Annotated in this window: 14 protein-coding genes; 5 read left to right on the top strand and 9 right to left on the bottom strand. The window is 52.0% G+C overall.

Annotation, left to right across the window (positions count from 1 at the left end; genetic code table 11):
- Positions 1-100: 100 nt before the first annotated feature.
- The 7 genes from CRP01_RS01315 to CRP01_RS01285 all read right to left on the bottom strand — a co-directional run bounded on the left by CRP01_RS01315 (position 101) and on the right by CRP01_RS01285 (position 11,110).
- Positions 101-4,219: a two-component regulator propeller domain-containing protein gene (locus tag CRP01_RS01315; protein WP_099148170.1), complete on the bottom strand. Its 4,119-nt coding sequence runs from the start codon at positions 4,217-4,219 to the stop codon at positions 101-103.
- Positions 4,220-4,341: 122 nt separating this feature from the next.
- Positions 4,342-5,241 (bottom strand): flavin reductase family protein, encoded by a 900-nt coding sequence (locus tag CRP01_RS01310; RefSeq protein ID WP_099148169.1) that lies wholly within the window; start codon positions 5,239-5,241, stop codon positions 4,342-4,344.
- A gap of 43 nt (positions 5,242-5,284) precedes the next feature.
- A complete protein-coding gene (gene hppD / locus CRP01_RS01305) occupies positions 5,285-6,418 on the bottom strand; it encodes a 4-hydroxyphenylpyruvate dioxygenase (RefSeq protein ID WP_099148168.1) in 1,134 nt (377 codons plus the stop codon).
- A gap of 73 nt (positions 6,419-6,491) precedes the next feature.
- A complete protein-coding gene (locus CRP01_RS01300; protein WP_099148167.1) occupies positions 6,492-7,676 on the bottom strand; it encodes a homogentisate 1,2-dioxygenase in 1,185 nt (394 codons plus the stop codon).
- A 102-nt stretch (positions 7,677-7,778) separates the two neighbouring features.
- The gene (locus CRP01_RS01295) at positions 7,779-8,222 is read right to left on the bottom strand and encodes a MarR family winged helix-turn-helix transcriptional regulator (protein WP_099148166.1); all 444 of its coding nucleotides are present in this window, start codon (positions 8,220-8,222) and stop codon (positions 7,779-7,781) included.
- Positions 8,223-8,265: 43 nt separating this feature from the next.
- Positions 8,266-9,738 carry an acetyl-CoA carboxylase biotin carboxylase subunit gene (accC, locus tag CRP01_RS01290; protein ID WP_099148165.1) on the bottom strand — a complete coding sequence of 491 codons (1,473 nt, stop codon included), beginning with the start codon at positions 9,736-9,738 and terminating at the stop codon, positions 8,266-8,268.
- A gap of 163 nt (positions 9,739-9,901) precedes the next feature.
- Positions 9,902-11,110 carry a pyridoxal phosphate-dependent aminotransferase gene (locus tag CRP01_RS01285; RefSeq protein WP_099148164.1) on the bottom strand — a complete coding sequence of 403 codons (1,209 nt, stop codon included), beginning with the start codon at positions 11,108-11,110 and terminating at the stop codon, positions 9,902-9,904.
- 332 nt (positions 11,111-11,442) lie between these two features.
- Between CRP01_RS01285 and CRP01_RS01280 the strand changes: the two genes are divergently transcribed.
- The 5 genes from CRP01_RS01280 (at position 11,443) to CRP01_RS01260 (ending at position 17,238) form a co-directional block, all read left to right on the top strand.
- The gene (locus CRP01_RS01280; RefSeq protein ID WP_099148163.1) at positions 11,443-12,984 is read left to right on the top strand and encodes an acyl-CoA carboxylase subunit beta; all 1,542 of its coding nucleotides are present in this window, start codon (positions 11,443-11,445) and stop codon (positions 12,982-12,984) included.
- Between the two features lie 156 nt (positions 12,985-13,140).
- The gene (locus CRP01_RS01275; protein WP_099148162.1) at positions 13,141-13,956 is read left to right on the top strand and encodes a C1 family peptidase; all 816 of its coding nucleotides are present in this window, start codon (positions 13,141-13,143) and stop codon (positions 13,954-13,956) included.
- Positions 13,953-14,456: a metallophosphoesterase family protein gene (locus CRP01_RS01270; RefSeq protein WP_099148161.1), complete on the top strand. Its 504-nt coding sequence runs from the start codon at positions 13,953-13,955 to the stop codon at positions 14,454-14,456. The genes CRP01_RS01275 and CRP01_RS01270 overlap by 4 nt, the downstream gene beginning before the upstream one ends.
- A 69-nt stretch (positions 14,457-14,525) precedes the next feature.
- The gene (locus CRP01_RS01265) at positions 14,526-16,079 is read left to right on the top strand and encodes a pentapeptide repeat-containing protein (protein ID WP_099148160.1); all 1,554 of its coding nucleotides are present in this window, start codon (positions 14,526-14,528) and stop codon (positions 16,077-16,079) included.
- Between the two features lie 124 nt (positions 16,080-16,203).
- Positions 16,204-17,238: an agmatine deiminase family protein gene (locus CRP01_RS01260; protein ID WP_099148159.1), complete on the top strand. Its 1,035-nt coding sequence runs from the start codon at positions 16,204-16,206 to the stop codon at positions 17,236-17,238.
- Positions 17,239-17,244: 6 nt separating this feature from the next.
- Here CRP01_RS01260 and CRP01_RS01255 read toward each other — a convergent pair whose 3' ends face one another.
- Both CRP01_RS01255 and CRP01_RS01250 read right to left on the bottom strand, forming a co-directional pair.
- Positions 17,245-18,474: an APC family permease gene (locus CRP01_RS01255; RefSeq protein WP_099148158.1), complete on the bottom strand. Its 1,230-nt coding sequence runs from the start codon at positions 18,472-18,474 to the stop codon at positions 17,245-17,247.
- Positions 18,475-18,751: 277 nt separating this feature from the next.
- The gene (locus CRP01_RS01250) at positions 18,752-19,219 is read right to left on the bottom strand and encodes a hypothetical protein (protein WP_143473222.1); all 468 of its coding nucleotides are present in this window, start codon (positions 19,217-19,219) and stop codon (positions 18,752-18,754) included.
- Positions 19,220-19,265: the final 46 nt, after the last annotated feature.

Genomic DNA, 19,265 nt, shown 5'->3' with positions numbered 1-19,265 from the left:
ACGTTCGTAAGTATTTGTAATTTAATTGATTGTGAATAGTTTCGATTTTTTCAACAGAGTAGTTTTTTTCATCTCCGAAATGAATTATCTGCCTTCTACATCAACTATTCTTCTTTACATAAGTGGAAGGGCTTACTTTAAATTGCTGCTTGAAACACTTGCCGAAATAATTGACGTCGGAAAAGCCCACTTTGAAAGCCACCTGGGTAACATTGAGCTCGGAATCGGTGAGTAACTGAGCAGCCTGTTTCAGCCGGATAGACCGAATAAATGAATTGATGGATTCTCCGGTATAGCTTTTCACTTTGCGGTAGAGCGTGGAATGGCTCATAGCCATGGCTCCCGCCAGGTTTTCGGCCGTGAGATCGTCCGCTTCTGTTTTTTCTTCGATAATCGCAATGAGTTCCTCCAGGAAAATGAGTTCTTCGGAAGGGATATCGATCTTTTTGGGGCCGAGGGTGATCCGGTCCGCGTAGTACTCCCGCAGGGCGGTGCGGGATCTCAACAGACTCTGCGCCTGGGCACGCAGTACTTGGGCATTAAACGGTTTGGTGATATACGCATCCGCTCCGGAGCTTAGTCCGTCGACCTGATATACGTTTGAGGTCCGGGCGGTAAGCAGGATCAGCGGGATATGAAACAGGTCCGGATCTTCCTTTACCTTTCCGCAAAAAGTGATCCCGTCCATTCGATCCATCATGATGTCGCTGACGATTAGGTCAGGCTGGTAATTTTTCAGGATCTCCAAGCCGCTTTCTCCGTTGTCCGCTTCTTCAATCTGAAAATCTTTCCGGAAAATAGTATGAATAAACCGCCGGATCTCCGGATTATCCTCTACGATGAGTAATTTCTGACGGGTCGAAGTATCGGCATTTCCATTAGACAGAACAGCCGGCGTGGCCGGGCTCTGGTATTCCGTGATGCCCTCGATATGCGGTTTGTTCTCAATGACCTGATCGGCACGGAGGTGACTGCGGCCCAGGGGAAGGCAGATGGAAAATGTGCTGCCCGCACCGGGTTGACTGTCCACTTCGATCTTGCCCCGATGCAGCTCCACGATGTTTTTGACCATCGACAGGCCGATACCGGTACCGATGATCTGGGAAGATTCCGTACGGGCGATCTGGTAAAATCGATTGAAAATATTATCCAGTTCCTCGGCCGAGATCCCCTGGCCGGTATCGCTCACCTCGATCCGGCAGCTTTGCTCCTTTTCTTTCACGGTGATCCGGATCCGGTCTCCGGCCTGGCTGTATTTAAACGCATTGGATAGCAGATTGCCGAGTACGATCTCCATCTTCTCGCGGTCAAAATAAAGCGGCAATGTGGGCGGACCGGCCCATTCGTAGGTGATCTGCTTTTTTCTGGCCAGTTCCTGAAAGGAAAGGAAGAGTTCGCGGACAAAGGGAATCAGGTCTTCTTCGGTCGCTTCCAGTTTAAAATGTCCGGTTTCCGCTTTCCGGAAATCCAGCAGGCGGTTCACCAGATTGAATAAGCGACCTGCATTGTGATGAATGATGTGGTGGTAATTCTTCTGATCCGCTTCCGGGATGTCCTCATTGGTAAGTAACTCCTCCACCGGTCCTTTGATCAGGGTAAGCGGCGTGCGCAGTTCGTGGGTGATGTTGTTGAAAAAGCGGGTTTTCATCTCGGCTACTTCCTGGTCTTTCTCCAGCTTTACTTCGGCGATCTTGAGGTTGTTGCGCAGATTACTCTGTACGATCACATTGCGCCGGAAGAGTACCATCAGCAGGATAAATACCAGCCCATAAGCCAGATAGGCCCAAACCGTCTTGTACCAGTAGGGTAGCACCGTGATCTTGAGTTCCTTGACGTTCGGGGCCCAGATCCCATCCCCGTTACTGGCCATGATCTGTAGCGTATAATCTCCCCGCTGTAGATTGGAGTAGTTGATAGTAGCCTGCATACTCGGTACGTCGATCCATTCGTTCAGGTGACCCTGCAGGCGGTAACGGAGGCGGTTTTTTGCGGGAGCGGCGTGGTGCATGGCCAGCAGGTCGAGTGTCAGGTCATTTTCCTTTTCCTTGATGGTCAGGTGATGCATTTGATTAAGCGCATTCGGGAGCAGCACCCGCCCGTTTATTGCTTCGCCAACGGTGATGTAATCGTTGAGGATCTTCAATCGGGAAATAACGATATCCGGATAATTCTTTTCCGCCTGTACGGCTTCCGGTGAGAAGAAGTTTAGGCCGTATGGGCCTCCGAAATAAAGCCTCCCGTATCGATCCTTGAAGGTTGAATTAACGATAAACAGATTACTCTGCAAGCCGTCCTGCTTGTCGTAATGAATAAAAGTCCCGGTCTTTGGATCAAAGCGACTTAGTCCGGTACCCCCCAGCCAAAGATGCCCGGCACTATCCTTTTGTAGGGTATGAATGGTATTGTCAACCAGGCCCTCCTGGGTGGTATAGAGCTGGTAATGAATGCTGTCATTGGGCAAAAAGGTCATTTTGTTGAGTCCTCCGCCAATGGTGCCTACCCACAGGGTCTGTGGATCGGTCTTTACCATCGGATTCGTATGGTTCAGACTGAGGCTATTGGGGTCGCCGGGTTTGGACTGGAAAAAGGTAGTGCGGTAATTCCGTTGCTGGTCCAGCCGGATCTGCAGTAGGCCGTGGGTCGTGGTGCCCACCCAGATCGTATTTTCATAGGGATCCTTATACATGTTGCTGATCACCAGCCGGGGAATAGTGGAGAGGTGATCAAACTCATAGCGCCCGCTGTTACCCCCGTTCTTTAGGATAGATAGCCCGCTGTAAGTGGTGCCGATCCACAGTCGGCCGAAGTCATCTTCCAGGATATTATTGATGTTCTGATAGCTAAAATTGGAGTTGGAGCGGTTGATCGGAATAAACATCAACTTATCCGGCTGCCGGATATTTTTGACCTCGTAAAGAGGCCCTAGTCCGGTACCCATCCACATGCTGCCGTTCCGGTCTTTGTAAAGACAGGTGATGCCTCCGTAGTCCGTTCCATCGGGGTATCCGGGAAGTGTCGGGTAATTATAGACGGCATTGGAGAACGTATCGATCACCGACAGCCCGTTGCGGGTGCCGATCCAGAGAAATTTATCGCGGTAAACGGACAGGATGATGTTGTCAATAATCGCCCGCTCATCGGTATTGGAGCGACTGATCTGGTAGAAGGGCTTTTGATCCAGTGGCGTCCAGAATACGCCTACCTGGGTGCCGATCCATAGTACATTATACTTGTCGATCAGCAGATTGGAGATCTGGTTGTTGGAAAGGTCTTCCTCCGATTTCGAAGTTCCCGGAAAATGCCGGTACTTCAAGGTATCACCCTGGGGCTCGATCTGAATAAGGCCATCGCGGGCCGTAGCGATCCAGAAGCGCCCCTGCTTATCCTGCCGGATCTCCTGGGCGGCGCTATTCAGGCCGGACACCAGATCGTCCAGATTACAAAAAGGCTGCAGGGAAAGGGCTGGTTCGTCCAGATCCAGTCGGAAGATCGAGTTGTTTTCCCGCATCCAGATCTGATCGCCGTCGATATTCAGCAGGTTTAGGGAAGTCGGCCGGCTAAATTTTTTTCTGAGTTCCAACTGTTCCTCCCGAAGTTCGTAACAGTATACTTCGCCGCTATTGGTCTGGACCCAGAATCTGTTCCTCTGATCCACCCGCAATCTGTTGACCGAGGGAGTTCCGGTTTCAGGAAAAGAAATAGGGATCAGCTGCGGCTCGTGGGGCCGGTCGGGCCGGGGAACTAGCCGGTAAAGATGCTGATCGTTGGCCATCGCATACACCTGACCGGCGGTGTCTTTGGCGATCAGGTAGGTTCTCAGGTTGCCCTCACCAAGGGGGCTTTTGAGGTTGAGATTGATGAAACGATCGCCTAGTGCATCGTACCAGGACAATTTTCCAACCCCGGAAATGATCCAGAGACGCCGGTCGTTCCCCAGCAAAAGTTGATTGATCCGATTATCTGGTAGGCTGTAGGTATCCCGGATATCCCAGCGGAAGGTTTGCATGTTGCGGCCGTCGTAGCGGTTGAGGCCGTTGTTGGTGGCAATCCAGATGTAACCGTCTTCGTCCTGCACGAGGTCGTGGGCCGTGCGGTGGGCCAGTCCGTCATTAACGGTGATGCTGTGAAAGATGGTACTGCGGTAATATTCCGCCTGTCCGAATATCTCGGAATATCCGGCGGTAAGCAGTACCCAGAACCCTAATACGAATAACCTCATGCTCTTGTTTCATCTCTTCTAACTACGAAATTATCAAAGTTTGCGATGAAACAAGAGCATCGTTTGGTCTAAAGTGAGAAATTGACGGTAGGAAAAGGGGCGAGGGATGCAGGAAAAATGCCTTATTCTTTTATCGCATAAGATTCCAGGCCGATCATCAGAATAGCCAGGGCTTTTTCCCGCTCGCCTACTTCGAGCACCCGTTTGGCCAGGGTATGCCATTGTTCCTCGGGCGCTTTGGTCTCGATCAGGGCCCGGACTACCTCTTCTTTTTTGATGGTTTCCAATTCCCCGGCATCGGGAAAAGCTTTGAGATTCCCCAACCGCCCCAGGTCATTACCGCTCAGTACGGAACTGTAGCGAATAGGATCGGGCAGCTTATCCACCCCAATGCCAAGACTCTGTCCGGGTTTGACGATCTCGAACAGGGAGTCTCCGTTGGCGCGGCTGTACCAGTTGTTTCCCATGCGGGCCACCGCGTCCAGCTTTACCGGATCCACAGTGCCCTCATCAATCAAAATTTGTTCGGAATAGTGAGCCAGGATGACCTCACAGACCACCAGATTCCCGGCTCCTCCGGTTTCACCCAATGGCAGGACCTGGTTGACCTTACATTCGAACGCAACGGGCGATTCCGCTACCCGGGGCGGCTGCACCCGTTCGGAAGGGATAGGTGTAAGCCCGGCCTTTTCGTATTCGTTTACGCCGCGGTCGTATTCGGTACTGGTCAGGGACATTTGCTCCACCAGATCGTGATTAACGATATTGATCACCACTTCCGGTTTTTCCAGTACGTTCTCCAGCGTATCCTTGGTGGTGTTATCGCGCATGCGCCGGGAAACGGAAAAGATCAGGATCGGCGGCCGGTAACTGAATACGTTGAAGAAGCTGTACGGACTGAGGTTGACCGCGCCCGACTGGCTGATACTGGATACCAGCGCGATCGGGCGCGGAGCGACCGCACCGGTTAGTAGCCGGCTAAGGGCTACCTGATTATATGTCTTCGGATCAATGCTAATCATGTGGTGGTTACTTGGTGTTCTTTGTGTATTGCGGGATGGTCTGTTACAAGGTTCCCCGAAGTTCCTGTTCTCTTTCCAGTGCTTCGAACAGCGCTTTGAAATTCCCTTTTCCGAAGGATTTTGCGCCTTTCCGCTGAATGATCTCGAAGAACATGGTCGGGCGGGCCTGCACGGTTTTGGTAAATATCTGCAGCAGGTAACCTTCATCGTCCCGGTCTACTAAAATGCCCAGATCCCGCAAAGGTTCAATATCCTCTTCGATTTTTCCCACCCGGTCCAGCAGGGTATCGTAGTAGTTATCGGGTACCCGTAAAAACTCGATACCCCGATCGCGCAGTTCGGTGACGGTAGCGATAATGTCGTCCGTGGCCACGGCAATATGCTGCACGCCTTCACCTTCGTAAAAGTCGAGGTATTCTTCTACCTGTGACTTTTTGATACCCGGCGCCGGTTCGTTGATGGGAAACTTGATCCGGCCGTTGCCGCTACTCATTACCTTACTCATGAGGGCGGTGTATTTAGTGGAAATATCCTTATCGTCAAAAGAAATGATCTGGTTGAATCCCATGACCTTTTCGTAAAAATCAACCCAATAATTCATTCGTCCGAGACCAACGTTACCCACCATGTGGTCGACGTATTTCAGGCCTACCGGCGCGGGAGAGTAGTGCGTTTCCCAGGAGCGAAAACCCGGGAGAAATACACCCTCGTAGTTTTTTCGTTCGACGAAGATGTGGACCACTTCACCGTAGGTGTAGATGCCCGAGCGGATCACCCGACCGTGCTCATCTCCTTCTTCCTGCGGGCTGAAATAGGATCTCGCCCCCCGTTCCATGGCCGTTTCGTAGGCATAGGTGGCATCGTCTACCCACAGGGCGACGACTTTCACTCCATCGCCGTGGCGATCGATATGCTGTCCGATCTTGGTGCCGCTTTTCAGCGGTGAGGTCAGTACGAGGCGGATTTTGTCCTGCACTACCACGTAGGATTCCCGGTCCTTCAGTCCGGTTTCCAGCCCGGCATAGGCCAATGATTGGAAGCCCATGGCCGATTTGTAAAAATGAGCGGCCTGCTTGGCGTTACTTACATACAACTCGATGTAATCGGTGCCGTTGATCGGCATAAAATCTTTTGCTTGCCCGGGTGCTTTGGGCGCAGATTTGGTTATGGCTGACATGTTGGTTGTTTTATGGTGGTTGTTGGGATTCCTCCTGCTTGAGTGGAACCTGATCCACTCGATTTCAAGGGTATTAATGTCCGATTGTGGAAATATGCTCATCTTCCAGCCAGGAACGGTAGTATTTCCCATCGTCCAGTTCCATAGCGGCTTCGGTCAGCATGAGGGGCGCGAAGGTGTCGATCATCACGGCCAGTTCTTCCGTTTTTTTCTGACCGATACTTCGTTCGTAGGCTCCGGGATGCGGTCCGTGCGGGATGCCGCCCGGGTGCAGGGTGATGTGACCGCGATCAATATTGTTGCGGCTCATAAAATCTCCATCTACATAGTAGAGCATTTCGTCTGAATCGATATTGGAATGGTGGTAAGGAGCCGGAATGGCCTTGGGATGATAATCATAGAGTCGCGGACAGAAAGAACAAACAACGAATGCTTTAGTCTCAAACGTTTGGTGCACCGGTGGCGGCTGGTGGATCAGTCCGGTGATCGGTTCGAAATTGTGAATGGAAAAACCGTAGGGATAGTTAAAGCCGTCCCAACCGACCACGTCGAAGGGGTGGGAGGCATACACCAGATCGTGCAGAACGCCCTGTTTTTTGACCTTGATCAGGAATTCCCCCTCTTCGTCAAAAGTTTCCAGCACATCCGGCAGGATGTAATCCCTTTCGGAAAACGGTGCGTGCTCGGAAAGCTGTCCGAACCAGTTGCGGTAGCGTTTTGGCGTATAAATGGGATGGAAAGACTCCGCGTAGAGGATCCGGTTATCCGACGTATCAAATTCGATCTGGTAGATCATACCCCGCGGTATGACGAGATAATCCCCGTATTCAAATGGAATATTGCCCAGCATAGTACGGAGTTGCCCGGTTCCCCGGTGGATGAACAGTAACTCGTCCGCATCCGCATTCTTGTAGAAATAGCTATCCATAGAGGTTTCGGGAGCTGCCAGACCGATATGGATGTCCTTATTGACCAACAGACTGGTACGACTATCCAGGAAATCAGCCTGGGGAGGCACTTGGAAACCTTTCATTAGCCGGGGTTTAATGTTCTTCTCAACGGCAATCTTCGGACTGAGGTCACGGCTTCCGGCAACTTCCCGGATCATAGTGGGACGCCGCAAATGGTACATCAGGGAAGACATCCCGTCAAAACCGATGGTGCCGAAGAGTTGCTCGTAGTACAATCCACCTTCCGGCTTTTCAAAAATGGTGTGACGTTTGGGCGGTATGTTCCCCATTTTGTGATAGATCGGCATACGCTTTGGTTTTAATTGCTAAGGCAATAGTTGCCTAGGCAAATATAATAAATGTATCAATACCGTGCAATCGGTCGCTATCTATTTCAACAAAATGACGCCTTATTCCTGTTCACTGAAATTTTGGAAAATTCGGTTGATAATCCGCAGAAAGGTTTGATAATCAGAATCGTCGAGCCCCTGCCATCCCTTTTCACGGGATGCGAGGATGGCGGGCAGGGCCCGCTCCACGGTTTTTTTACCGGTATCGGTGAGATAGATGTGATGGCGACGCCGGTCTTCGGCGTGGGGCAAACGGCGGGTAAGTCCCTTTTTACAAAGCAGATCAATGATCCGGGAAACGGTTGGAGCATTTTTAAAACTGGAATCTCCCAGCTCGCTTTGGGACTGACCGTCGTTTTCGTACAGACCGGATAGAATGATCCATTGCTCGGGGGTGATATCCACACCCTGTTCTTTGAGCCGCCGGCCCATATCCAGTCTTACCTGGCGCAGGGTGCGGTCCAGGTAGGCTCCGAAATTCTTGGTTCCCTGTTCATCAAGCATACGGCAATAATAAGCAAAGAAAATGGAATAGCCCGATGGACGGCTACCGTCGTTTCATCCACCAGTTATTATTGGTGGGTTCGGACAGCGGCAGACTCTGCTTCTGCCGTTCAAAAAGATGGAATGCCAGTTTGGCGGCTACTTCAGCTTCGGCCGCTTCCGCTTCCCGGATCGCTTCCGGGCGGAAATACTTTTTAACGAAGTGGGTATCAAAGTCACCCGATACAAAAGCCGGATGCTCAAAAACAAACCGTCCGAAGGGGAGGGTAGTGGCTACTCCTTCGATCCGGTAGTGTTCGATCGCTTCCAGCATCTTACCGATTGCGGCCTGGCGGTCCGCACCGTAGGTGATCAGTTTGGCGATCATCGGATCGTAGTAAATGGGAATATCCATACCGGCTTCGTAGCCATCGTCCACGCGGATGCCCGTTCCCCGGGGCGTTTCGTAGTGCTGTAATTTCCCGATGTCCGGCAGAAAATCATTGGCCGGATCTTCGGCGTATACCCGCAACTCTAGAGCGTGGCCCTGAATATTGAGATCTTCCTGACCGAAGGACAAAGCTTCCCCGCGCGCAATACGGATCTGCCATTCCACCAAATCCAGCCCGGTGATCAGTTCGGTAACGGGATGTTCCACCTGCAGGCGGGTATTCATTTCCAAAAAGTAGTAATTCCGGTTCTCGTCGAGCAGAAATTCTACCGTACCCGCCCCGAGGTAATCACAGGCCTGGGCAACCTTAACGGCGTCTGCCCCCATTTTGGCCCGGATCTCCGGAGTAAGGACGGAGGAGGGCGCTTCTTCCACCACTTTCTGGTGACGGCGCTGGACGCTGCATTCGCGTTCGAAGAGATGAACGGTATTACCGTGACTGTCGGCCAGCACCTGGATCTCGATATGACGCGGTGAGGCGACGTATTTTTCAATAAAGACCGACCCGTCCCCGAAGGCGGATTCGGCTTCGCTAATGGCGCGCTGCATTTGTTCGGCCAGTTCCTCTTTTCGCTCTACGATCCGCATGCCTTTTCCACCGCCGCCGGCTGATGCTTTGATCAGGATCGGGAATCCGATCTCTTCCGCTACCGCGATCGCCTTATCTACCTCGGTAACCGCTTCGTCAATACCCGGTACCATCGGAATGTCGTAGGCTTTAACGGCATCTTTGGCGGCAAGCTTGCTACCCATCACTTCAATAGCGTGGGGTTTAGGACCGATAAAGGTGATACCGGCTTTTTCTACCGCTGCGGAAAAGGACGCATTTTCACTCAGAAAACCATAACCGGGATGGATACCGTCCACACCCAGTTCTTTGGCAGCCTGGATGATGGCATCCGCGCGCAGGTAGGATTGATTGGAAGGTGGCGGGCCGATGAGAACGGCTTCGTCGGCAAATCTGACGTGGGGAGCATGGCGGTCGGCTTCGGAAAAAATGGCCACAGTCTGTATACCCATCCGGCGGGCCGTACGCATGATGCGTAAGGCAATTTCGCCGCGATTGGCTACGAGGATCTTTTGCATAATTTGGTAGTTAGCTGGTTGGGAATGCAGGGCGCTGGGGTGTAGGGCTTTACAAATTCGGAGGAATGGAGAAGATCATGGGATCTGTTTCCATTCCTCCTGACTATAACCGGTGGAAGGTCAGCGCATTAATTGCATTGACCTTCACTTTATCTTTAAATGTTTATTTCAACTTCTGCACGGCTTCGCCGATACGTCTGATGGCTTCGCGCAGTTGGTCTTCACTGGCGGCGTAAGACAGGCGGAAGCAGTTATCCGCTCCAAAAGCCGAGCCGCTCACTACAGCAACGTAGGCCGTATTGAGGATGTATTCGGCAAATTCGTCGGCATTGTTGATGGTTACTTCCCCGTCGGATTTTCCGAAATATTCACTGATGTCGGGGAAGATATAGAAGGCCCCTTCCGGCTTGTTGACCTTGAAACCGGGGATCTCGTTCAGCAGATCGATCACCAGGTCCCGGCGCGTCAGGAAAGCATTGCGCATATCCGTAGAAGGCGTCATATCGCCCAGCAGCGCTTCGGCGGCGGCCCGCTGACCGAAGGAGTTGGCACCGGAAGTAACCTGTCCCTGGATCTTGGTGCAGGCTTCGGCGATCCAGGCCGGACCACCCATATAACCCAAACGCCAGCCGGTCATGGCAAAACCTTTGGCAAAGCCATTCACCGTAATGGTGCGATCGGCTACGGATGGGATCGTACCGATGCTGGTGTGCTGGTCGGTAAAGTTGATGTATTCGTAAATTTCATCGGAAACGATGAAAATATTCTCTTGCTTGCTGAGCACATCGGCGATCGCTTCCAGTTCCGAACGCAGAAATACCGATCCGGTCGGATTGCAGGGAGAGGAGAAGATCACCATTTTGGTTTTATCCGTCATGGCTTCGGCAACCTGCTCGGCGCTTACTTTGTAGTCCTGCTCGATTCCGGCTTTGACCAGTACGGGTACACCGCCGGCCAGTTCCACGATTGCGGAATAAGACACCCAATAGGGAGCCAGTATGATCACTTCATCCCCTTCGTCCAGTAGTGCCAGGCATAGGTTGGCAATGGTCTGCTTGGCGCCATTGGACACCACGATCTGATCCGGTTTGAATTCCAGGCCGTTGTCCCTTTTGAATTTGGTGCAGATGGCCTGGCGAAGTTCCATCAGCCCCGGTACCGGAGTGTATTTGGTATAACCTTCATCCAATGCCTTTTTGGCTGCTTCCTTAATATGATCCGGGGTGTCGAAATCGGGTTCCCCGATACTGAGACTGATTACATCGTGACCCTGGGCTTTCAGGTTTCTGGCCAATTGGGTCATTCTGAGCGTGGCGGATTCCTCCATTCTCATTACACGCTGCGACAATGGGTATGTACTTACCGCTGACATGGAATTAAAGGTTTAATTGTTTGTAGGAAAGCTTTAAATAGCTTCATGAATATTTCGGCAGCAAAAGTAGGTTATTTGCGGGTAACTCGATGCCTTTTTGGAGAAATTTGAACGACCTGTTGAATTCTTTAGAAAAAGGTTTCTCTTTGTTAAAAAATTAACGATTCGTGATAAATTACATTGTCTTTGCACGAGACTGATCGGGTACAAAATACACCCTCCTGCAGGACTCCGCCGGTTTTCCTTCTACTTTAAAATATTATATTTGCCGACTAGCCGATCGACACGAGATCCGGCGCTCCTATCCAAACCTGGACCATTAAAACCATTACATGAAAGATAAGATAGAAACGCTCCGCGAGAAAAAGACCGAGGCCAAACTGGGGGGCGGTCAGACGCGGGTCGACACCCAACATAAGAAAGGGAAACTCACAGCCCGCGAACGTATCCACTTCCTGCTGGACCGGGGCTCTTTCGAGGAGATCGGCATGTTGGTGACGCACCGTACGACCGATTTTGGCATGGATAAGCAGGTCATCCTCGGCGACGGGGTGATCACCGGATACGGGACCATCAACGGTCGCCTGGTCTACGTATTTTCCCAGGATTTTACTGTTTTTGGAGGTTCCTTATCCGAAACCCACGCCGAGAAGATCTGTAAGATCATGGAACTGGCCATGCAGAATGGCGCTCCGCTGATCGGTCTGAATGACTCCGGTGGCGCGCGTATTCAGGAAGGTGTGCGGTCTTTGGGTGGTTATGCCGATATTTTCTACCGCAACGTACGGGCTTCCGGCGTGATTCCGCAAATATCCCTCATCATGGGCCCTTGTGCGGGGGGAGCCGTTTATTCTCCAGCCATCACGGATTTCACCATTATGGTAGAGGATACCTCCTATATGTTCGTAACCGGTCCGAACGTAGTGAAAACGGTGACCAACGAAACGGTTACGGCCGAAGAGCTGGGCGGTGCCATGACCCATGCCGTGAAATCCGGGGTAACCCACCTCACCGCGGCGAACGATCTCCAGGCGATCAATAAGGTCAAACGACTGATCAGTTATCTACCCCAGAACTGCGAAGAGAAAGCGGAAAAACTAAGCGTTGAGATCGAAGATGAACTCCGGCCGGAACTGGACAATATCGTACCGGAAGACAGTCACCTACCGTACGACATGCGGGAAGTGGTGAACGGGATCGTCGATGCGGATTCCTTCCTCGAGATCCATAAGGATTTTGCCGAGAACATCATCGTGGGCTTTGCCCGACTGGGAGGACGCAGCATCGGTATCGTCGGCAACCAGCCAATGAGCCTGGCCGGGGTACTGGACGTGGACAGTTCGCGTAAAGGAGCCCGTTTCGTGCGCTTCTGCGATTGTTTCAATATTCCGCTGCTGGTATTAGTAGATGTGCCGGGTTTCCTGCCGGGCACCGATCAGGAGTGGAACGGTATTATCACCAACGGTGCAAAATTGCTGTATGCCTTCAGTGAAGCTACGGTGCCGAGGGTCAGTCTGATCACCCGTAAGGCCTATGGAGGCGCCTATGACGTGATGAACTCCAAACACATCGGTGCGGATATGAACTACGCCTGGCCAATTGCCGAAATTGCAGTGATGGGAGCCAAGGGCGCTTCGGAGATCATCTTCCGCAAAGAGATCCAGGAGGCTGAAGATCCGGAGGCCGTGCTCCGGGATAAAGAGCAGGAATACAAGGAAAAGTTCGCACATCCCTACCGGGCGGCGGCCCGCGGATTCATCGATGAGGTCATTCTGCCTTCCGAGACCCGGCGCAAACTGCTCCGGGCCTTTACCATGCTGGAGAACAAAGTGGCCAGCTTGCCGAAGAAAAAACACGGCAACATTCCGCTCTAGGTCAATCTGGTCAGGAAAAATATAATTTTTGGCTATAAGAAAAAGAAATTAGGGAAATTCTCGTTGTTAATGCAGGCTGTCCGTACGGCGATGTCCGTACGCTTGCCGGTAAGCGCCCCGTAATTAATTCCTATTCACACACTAACTATCTATCACATGAGATCCCCCTATTTTCTTTTCTTCGTTTGCCTGTTTTTTTCCCTGAACCTGAACGCTCAGAACCCACGGGCTAAATCTGCGGCGGGAATGACCCTGGGATTGAGTGCTCCCGACCAGATCGAGAATTTTATGTACATCGTACCGGGGGTGGGCAGCAGTGCCCGCGACCTGCTGGAACAACAGAGTCTGAAGCCCTACATGATGCCCGTGCGCAAAACGGGGTTTCGGGGTAATGATCTGGCCTATGCGGCGGCGTATTGTCTGGAGTATTACGTCAATCTGGGGCGCAACTACAAGATCAACTTAAGCCCGGACTTCATCAACTTGAGCCTGGCCGGCAGTGGAAAAGCCAACAACTCCAAAGAGGTACTGGGTTTTCTGGCCGAACAGGGGACCGTAAATGCGGCCATCGTTCCTTACGATGCCGGGGAACTGACGGGCGCGGTGTTTTCCACCCAGAAGTTCGATGTGGTCAATTACCTGCACGTTTTTTCCAATCTGACCCGGGATCGCCAGCGTGTTTTTGAGGCCAAAAAGGCCCTGATGAAAGGCAATCCGATATTGGTAGAATTCGCTACGGACGGCAAACTGAAAGGCCAGGTCAGTACCCGCCACCTGGAAAAGGTGGGCAATGGTACGGCTACTGATTACCTCATCGTAGTGGGGTACAACGAAAACGAAGAAGCATTTGAGCTGATGAGTACCTGGGGTACGGCCTGGGGCATCAACGGCTACATCTGGATCAAATACGACGATTTTGGCAAACTGGCCACCAACGGCTACGTATTGATCCCCAATGAGACTTATCCATGAAAAGGATCGGACTTTTATCCGATAACCACAGCTATATAGATGATCATATTCTCGGATATTTTGCCGAATGCGACGAGATCTGGCACGCCGGCGATATCGGAGATCCGGAAGTGACGGACCGTCTGGCGGACCTCAAACCATTGCGGGCCGTTTACGGTAATATCGATGATGCACGTTTGCGTCGGCAATTTCCGCTGGATCAGCATTTTGTCTGCGAAGGCCTAGATGTCTGGATCACCCACATCGGCGGCTATCCGGGAAACTACCAAAAAAGAGTTCGGGAGGGGATGCAGCTCAACCCTCCCGGACTTTTTATATCCGGGCACTCTCATATCCTGAAGGTGATGCCCGATCCGAAATACCAGTTGCTGCACATTAATCCCGGAGCTTGCGGGCACCACGGTTTCCACCAGATCCGCACCCTGGTCCGCTTTTCGGTCGCCAATGGGGTCGTGTCCGATCTACAGGTAGTTGAGTTGGGAAAAAGAGGCCGGAAGTAAATTCCGGGTAACCTGCTCCCGATCCAACAAATCAATGACTATATTTGGTCTCCATGATACTTTAGATCGATGACACCTGATAATACCCAAAAACAACTGGAAGCGCTGCGGGAGGAAAATCGGCGCCTCCGACAGTCGATTGAGGAAGGCGGACAGGATAGCCTGCTCCAGAGCGGAAAAGCTTTTTTCCGGAAACTGGCTATGAATGCCTCCAGCCTGGCGGCTGGCAAAGGCCTCAAGCGCAGCCTGGCCCGACTTTACAACGAATTGCCCCATAATGTCAGCAAGGACACGATGGCGGATGTTTCTTCCCACGTCATCTGGCGAGTTACCCGGATCGGCATCTTTGCCATCAGCGCCGCCATTATTCCCATACTCGTCCTGATGGTACAAACGGTCATTCTGAGCACCCAGAATGAAAAGCTGGATTACCAGAATCAACTGATCCAGAATCAAAACCTGCGGCTCGATCAGCAGGTCCAGCTCGACGAAAGCCACCGCCGGAGTTCCTTCATCTTCCTCATGAGTAACATCATGGACAAGATCGACGAGGAACTGAAAAACGCACCGGACGGCTCCCGGCAACTCAGCGATGAACTGATCGGTCGTATCGCCGCCCTCAGTCAGGCATTATTACCCTACCGCTATTTGGAAAACGATGAACTCACCGCCGGACCGCTGAGTCCGGAAAGGGGGCAGTTATTGTTCGCTCTCGTCAATAGCCTTTTGGATGAAGCTACCTACGATAAGATCTTTGAGAAGTCTAATTTCAGTTATGCCGATCTGAAGCAGGCCAATTTCGCCGAGGCCTACCTCCGCAATGTCAACCTGGAGCATGCTCATTTTCCGGATGCGGTATTCCGCGATGCGGATCTGGAATTTGCCATACTCAACATGGCGGATCTGTCGGATACGCACCTGGAAAACGTCAACCTGCAGGGTGCACAGTTGCGGGAAGTAAAACTTCGCTCTTCCGAACTGGTCAATGTCGACTTTGCCAACGCCAATCTGCAGGGCGTGGATCTTAGTCAGTCCAGGATCAGTGGCTCTTTCACCAATTGCCGTCTGGACGGGGTGGTGCTGGAGGGGGCGGAGATCGAATTTGCACTGCTGGACGGCGCTCATTTTCAATCTACCCAGTGGCTGGAAGATCTGGATGAAGAAGGTTTGAAAGGCCTGTATTCCATCCGGGAAAATTACCAGATGGAACCGGAAGTGGTCATCCTGAGTGCTACCGAAACGGATACCTTATACCGGCTGAAACTGCGGGAAGATTCCAAACTGGCCCTGATGGGTGATTGCGAACGTCAGGTATTGGAGGTGGTGCGCAGCGCTCCCGAAGTGCAAACGCTCGTGGAACAGACCCAAAGGCAGGGGGAACAGATCATCTATCTAACGGAATCGAATCCTTTCGGGGCGGCTGATCTGGATATTCAAAAGGACAGTGTTTACCTGTTCCGCATCACGACCGAAAATGCAGATTTTTTCAATGTGCTTATGTGGGTACAGTTCAACCCGAATTCGGGGAATCTATGGAAAATGCCGCTGACGGATGGGGAAAGTCCGCAGGAGTTGGACTATTCTAAAAAGATATGGTTTACTTTGCCGGATTATTGCCGATAGGGAGGGAAAATGGGGCACCAGTTGTAGATCCCTGCCGGTGAGTTTAGGAAAAATGCGATCGTAGGGAACTGCCGGATCAAACCAATCCGGAGTTTCTAATCTCCACAAAATCTGAAAATAAAGCATGTCAAATCCATACCGTTTGCCGGCGGAGTGGGAACCGCAGTGTGCCGTACAGCTTACCTTTCCGCACGCCGATTCCGACTGGGCTCCGTATCTGGAAGCCGTCATTCCCTGTTTTGTAGAGATCATTACCGCCATCAGCCGGTACGAATCGGTGCTGGTAATCTGCGACGATATCGACCGGGTAGCGGCTTATCTGGGCGGGCTGCCCAAAGACCGACTCGTACTGGTGGACCTTCCCTCCAACGATACCTGGGCACGGGATCACGGTGGCATTACCGTACTGCAGCCCGGAGGAAACCCTCTGATCTGGGATTTCGTCTTCAACGGATGGGGATTGAAATTCCCAGCCTATCTCGATAATCTACTGACTTCCGGGCTACAGGAGCAGGGCATCCTGGGCGACACCGCCGTGCAGGCGGGAGGCATTGTACTGGAAGGCGGCGGCATTGAAACGGACGGTCAGGGGACTTTAATGACCACCACCGCCTGCATGTTGAGCCCAAACCGGAATCCCCATCTGGATCATGCAGCGACCGAAGCAGTTTTGCGGGACCGCTTTGGCTGTGACCGGATACTCTGGCTGGAGCACGGCCATCTGGACGGAGACGATACGGATTCACATATCGATACCCTGGCGCGTTTTTGTGATCCCGACACGATCGCCTACGTCCAGTGCGATGATCCGGAAGATGTGCACTACACCGATTTTCAGGCGATGGAGCAGGAACTGCAGGCTTTCCGGAAAGCAGATGGTACGCCTTACCGGCTGATCCCCTTGCCCTGGCCGGAAGCCTGTTACGCAGAGGACGGACATCGCCTGCCCGCTACCTATGCGAATTTTCTGATCATTAATGAAGCTGTGCTGGCCCCTATCTACCAGGTACCGCAGGATGAAGCGGCCCTCCAACAGCTAGCCTTTTGTTTCCCCGAGCACGAGATCATTGGGATCAACTGCCGCGCGCTGATCGAACAGCATGGTTCTTTGCACTGTGTGACGATGCAGTATCCTGCGGCGGTGGGGATTGGGCGGTAAGTCGATCTACAATAGATTGTAAATATTAAAACCCAACAGCGTCAGCAATCCAATCACGGCAATCACCGTCGGGATCGGGATATTATTGACGTTCAGCGGGATCCGGAAGGGTGCATCCTTGCCTTTTTCGTGGGTTTTTCGGTAACGGAGTAGTGCGGTATTTACCGTAAGGAAAAGCAGAAATACGAAGATATTACTGATACTCGCCACTACCTTCAGATTGCCGATCAGGCCGAAGATCATCACCAGGATAGCGATAGCAATAATGGCGAAGATCGGTGTGTCCGTTTTTTTATTGACGGTGGTCAGTTTTTTCATCCACTCAATCCCTCCGTCGCGGGCCACATCAAACAGCAGCCGGCTGCTTCCCATGATGTTGGACAGGATGGTCTTACTGGTGGCAAAAAGTGCCACTACGATCAGACCGGTTGCCCAGGCCTGTCCGGCGAGCGTATTCATCACCAGGGCCAGCGGGCCTTCACTTTTACCCAGTTCATCGGCACTGACCACATTGACGGCGCTGATCGCGATCAGCAGATAGATGACCAGTACGGCGATGCCGGAAATGATGATACCCCGGGGCAATGTTTTTTCCGGTTCCTTGGTTTCTTCCGCGACCTTGACCAGGTCTTCAAATCCTACATAACTAAAGAAGATCAGTGCGGAACCGGCGAGAATACCCGTCCATCCACTCTCGGGGAATTCGAGCAGATCGGCCTCTCCCCATTCCGGGACGGCAAAGGCCACTACGGCGCCCAATCCGAGCAGGGTAATAACGGTAGCCACCGTATTGAACCAGGAAGATTGCTGAATACCGATCACATTTACCAGGGCCATAAGTCCAATGATACCCAGGGTAGTAGCCCACTGGGGGACTTCGATCAGACGGCTCAGGTAATCGCTGAAACTAATAGCAATGGCGGCCGGCGCTACCACATTAGTGAAAAGCATAACAATGGAAAGTACCAGGGCTGTTTTCGTACCGAAGCCCTGTTTGACGTATTCAAAACTCCCGCCCGCATCCGGGAACTGGCTCACAAATTCGGCATAGCTCAATCCGGTCAGTAGGGCCACAAAGGCGGCGATGGCAAAACTGATCCAGAGGGTATTGCCGGCCAGTCCACCGGCTTCGCCGATGATCGCGTAGATCCCGGCGCCTACAATACCGCCGATGCCAAACATGAGAATATCTAAAAGTCCGAGAGTTCTTTTGAGTTGATTGTTGTTCTCCTCCATGAAATGTTTTAGGTGTCCTTATTGATGAAAGTAATACTATTACATTTCAAACACCGGATCTTTCGGCGGAGTGCGGCGGGAGCCGGAAATCTCCCGGGATACGGGGAATTTTATACCAATTTTTTTTGGAGGATAGGACTTCAGAGAAATGAATAAGGCCAAAAAATGAAAAAACGGGCCGTATCGGAATCGATACCTGGCCCGCTTTCCTTTCCTCCCGACCGGCCCGGGGCCGTAGGGGAGGGGTGCGATTTTACTCCAGCTGGTTAATGTCAGATCACCCTTCGGATTTTTGTTTCGCCAGGGTGTCGCCGGGAGTGTCGGCATTTTGGATCCTGGTATTTAATTGGTTGCTGGGCACCAGTTTTTTGGCGCTGCTACCTTCTTCAATAGGTTGAACCATGCGGTCCTGATACTGGCGGCTGAATTCTACCACCTTGATGATATTCTGGTCCGAATCAGCAGGATCCACGACCAGGTCTTCCATTTCAGAGGGTGGATGATTGAGCGCCATTACATCTTCCTGCGGACTGTTTTGATCTAATGCCGGTAACAGAGAGAACACGCCGATCAGGAGCAACACTCCGGCCGCCATGGCCATAATGCGATAAAGCGAACCACCGCGGGTAGCCCGGCGCGTGTCCAGTCGTTTCTCCAGTCGGCGCCACGCCTGGGGATTGGGAGCTTCATCCAGTTTGTGCTTGCTTTCCCGAAACAGGTCGAATATGTCTTTTGATTGTTTCATTTTAATAATTCTGCTTTTGCGTTGGTTAGGCAAACCGTGCTGATCT

It is taken from the genome of Flavilitoribacter nigricans DSM 23189 = NBRC 102662 (assembly GCF_002646595.1).
In the GTDB taxonomy this organism is placed as follows: Bacteria; Bacteroidota; Bacteroidia; order Chitinophagales; family Saprospiraceae; genus Flavilitoribacter; species Flavilitoribacter nigricans.
The sequence above is the reverse complement of the archived record's forward strand: the minus strand, read 5'-3'. Positions and strand labels throughout refer to the sequence as shown.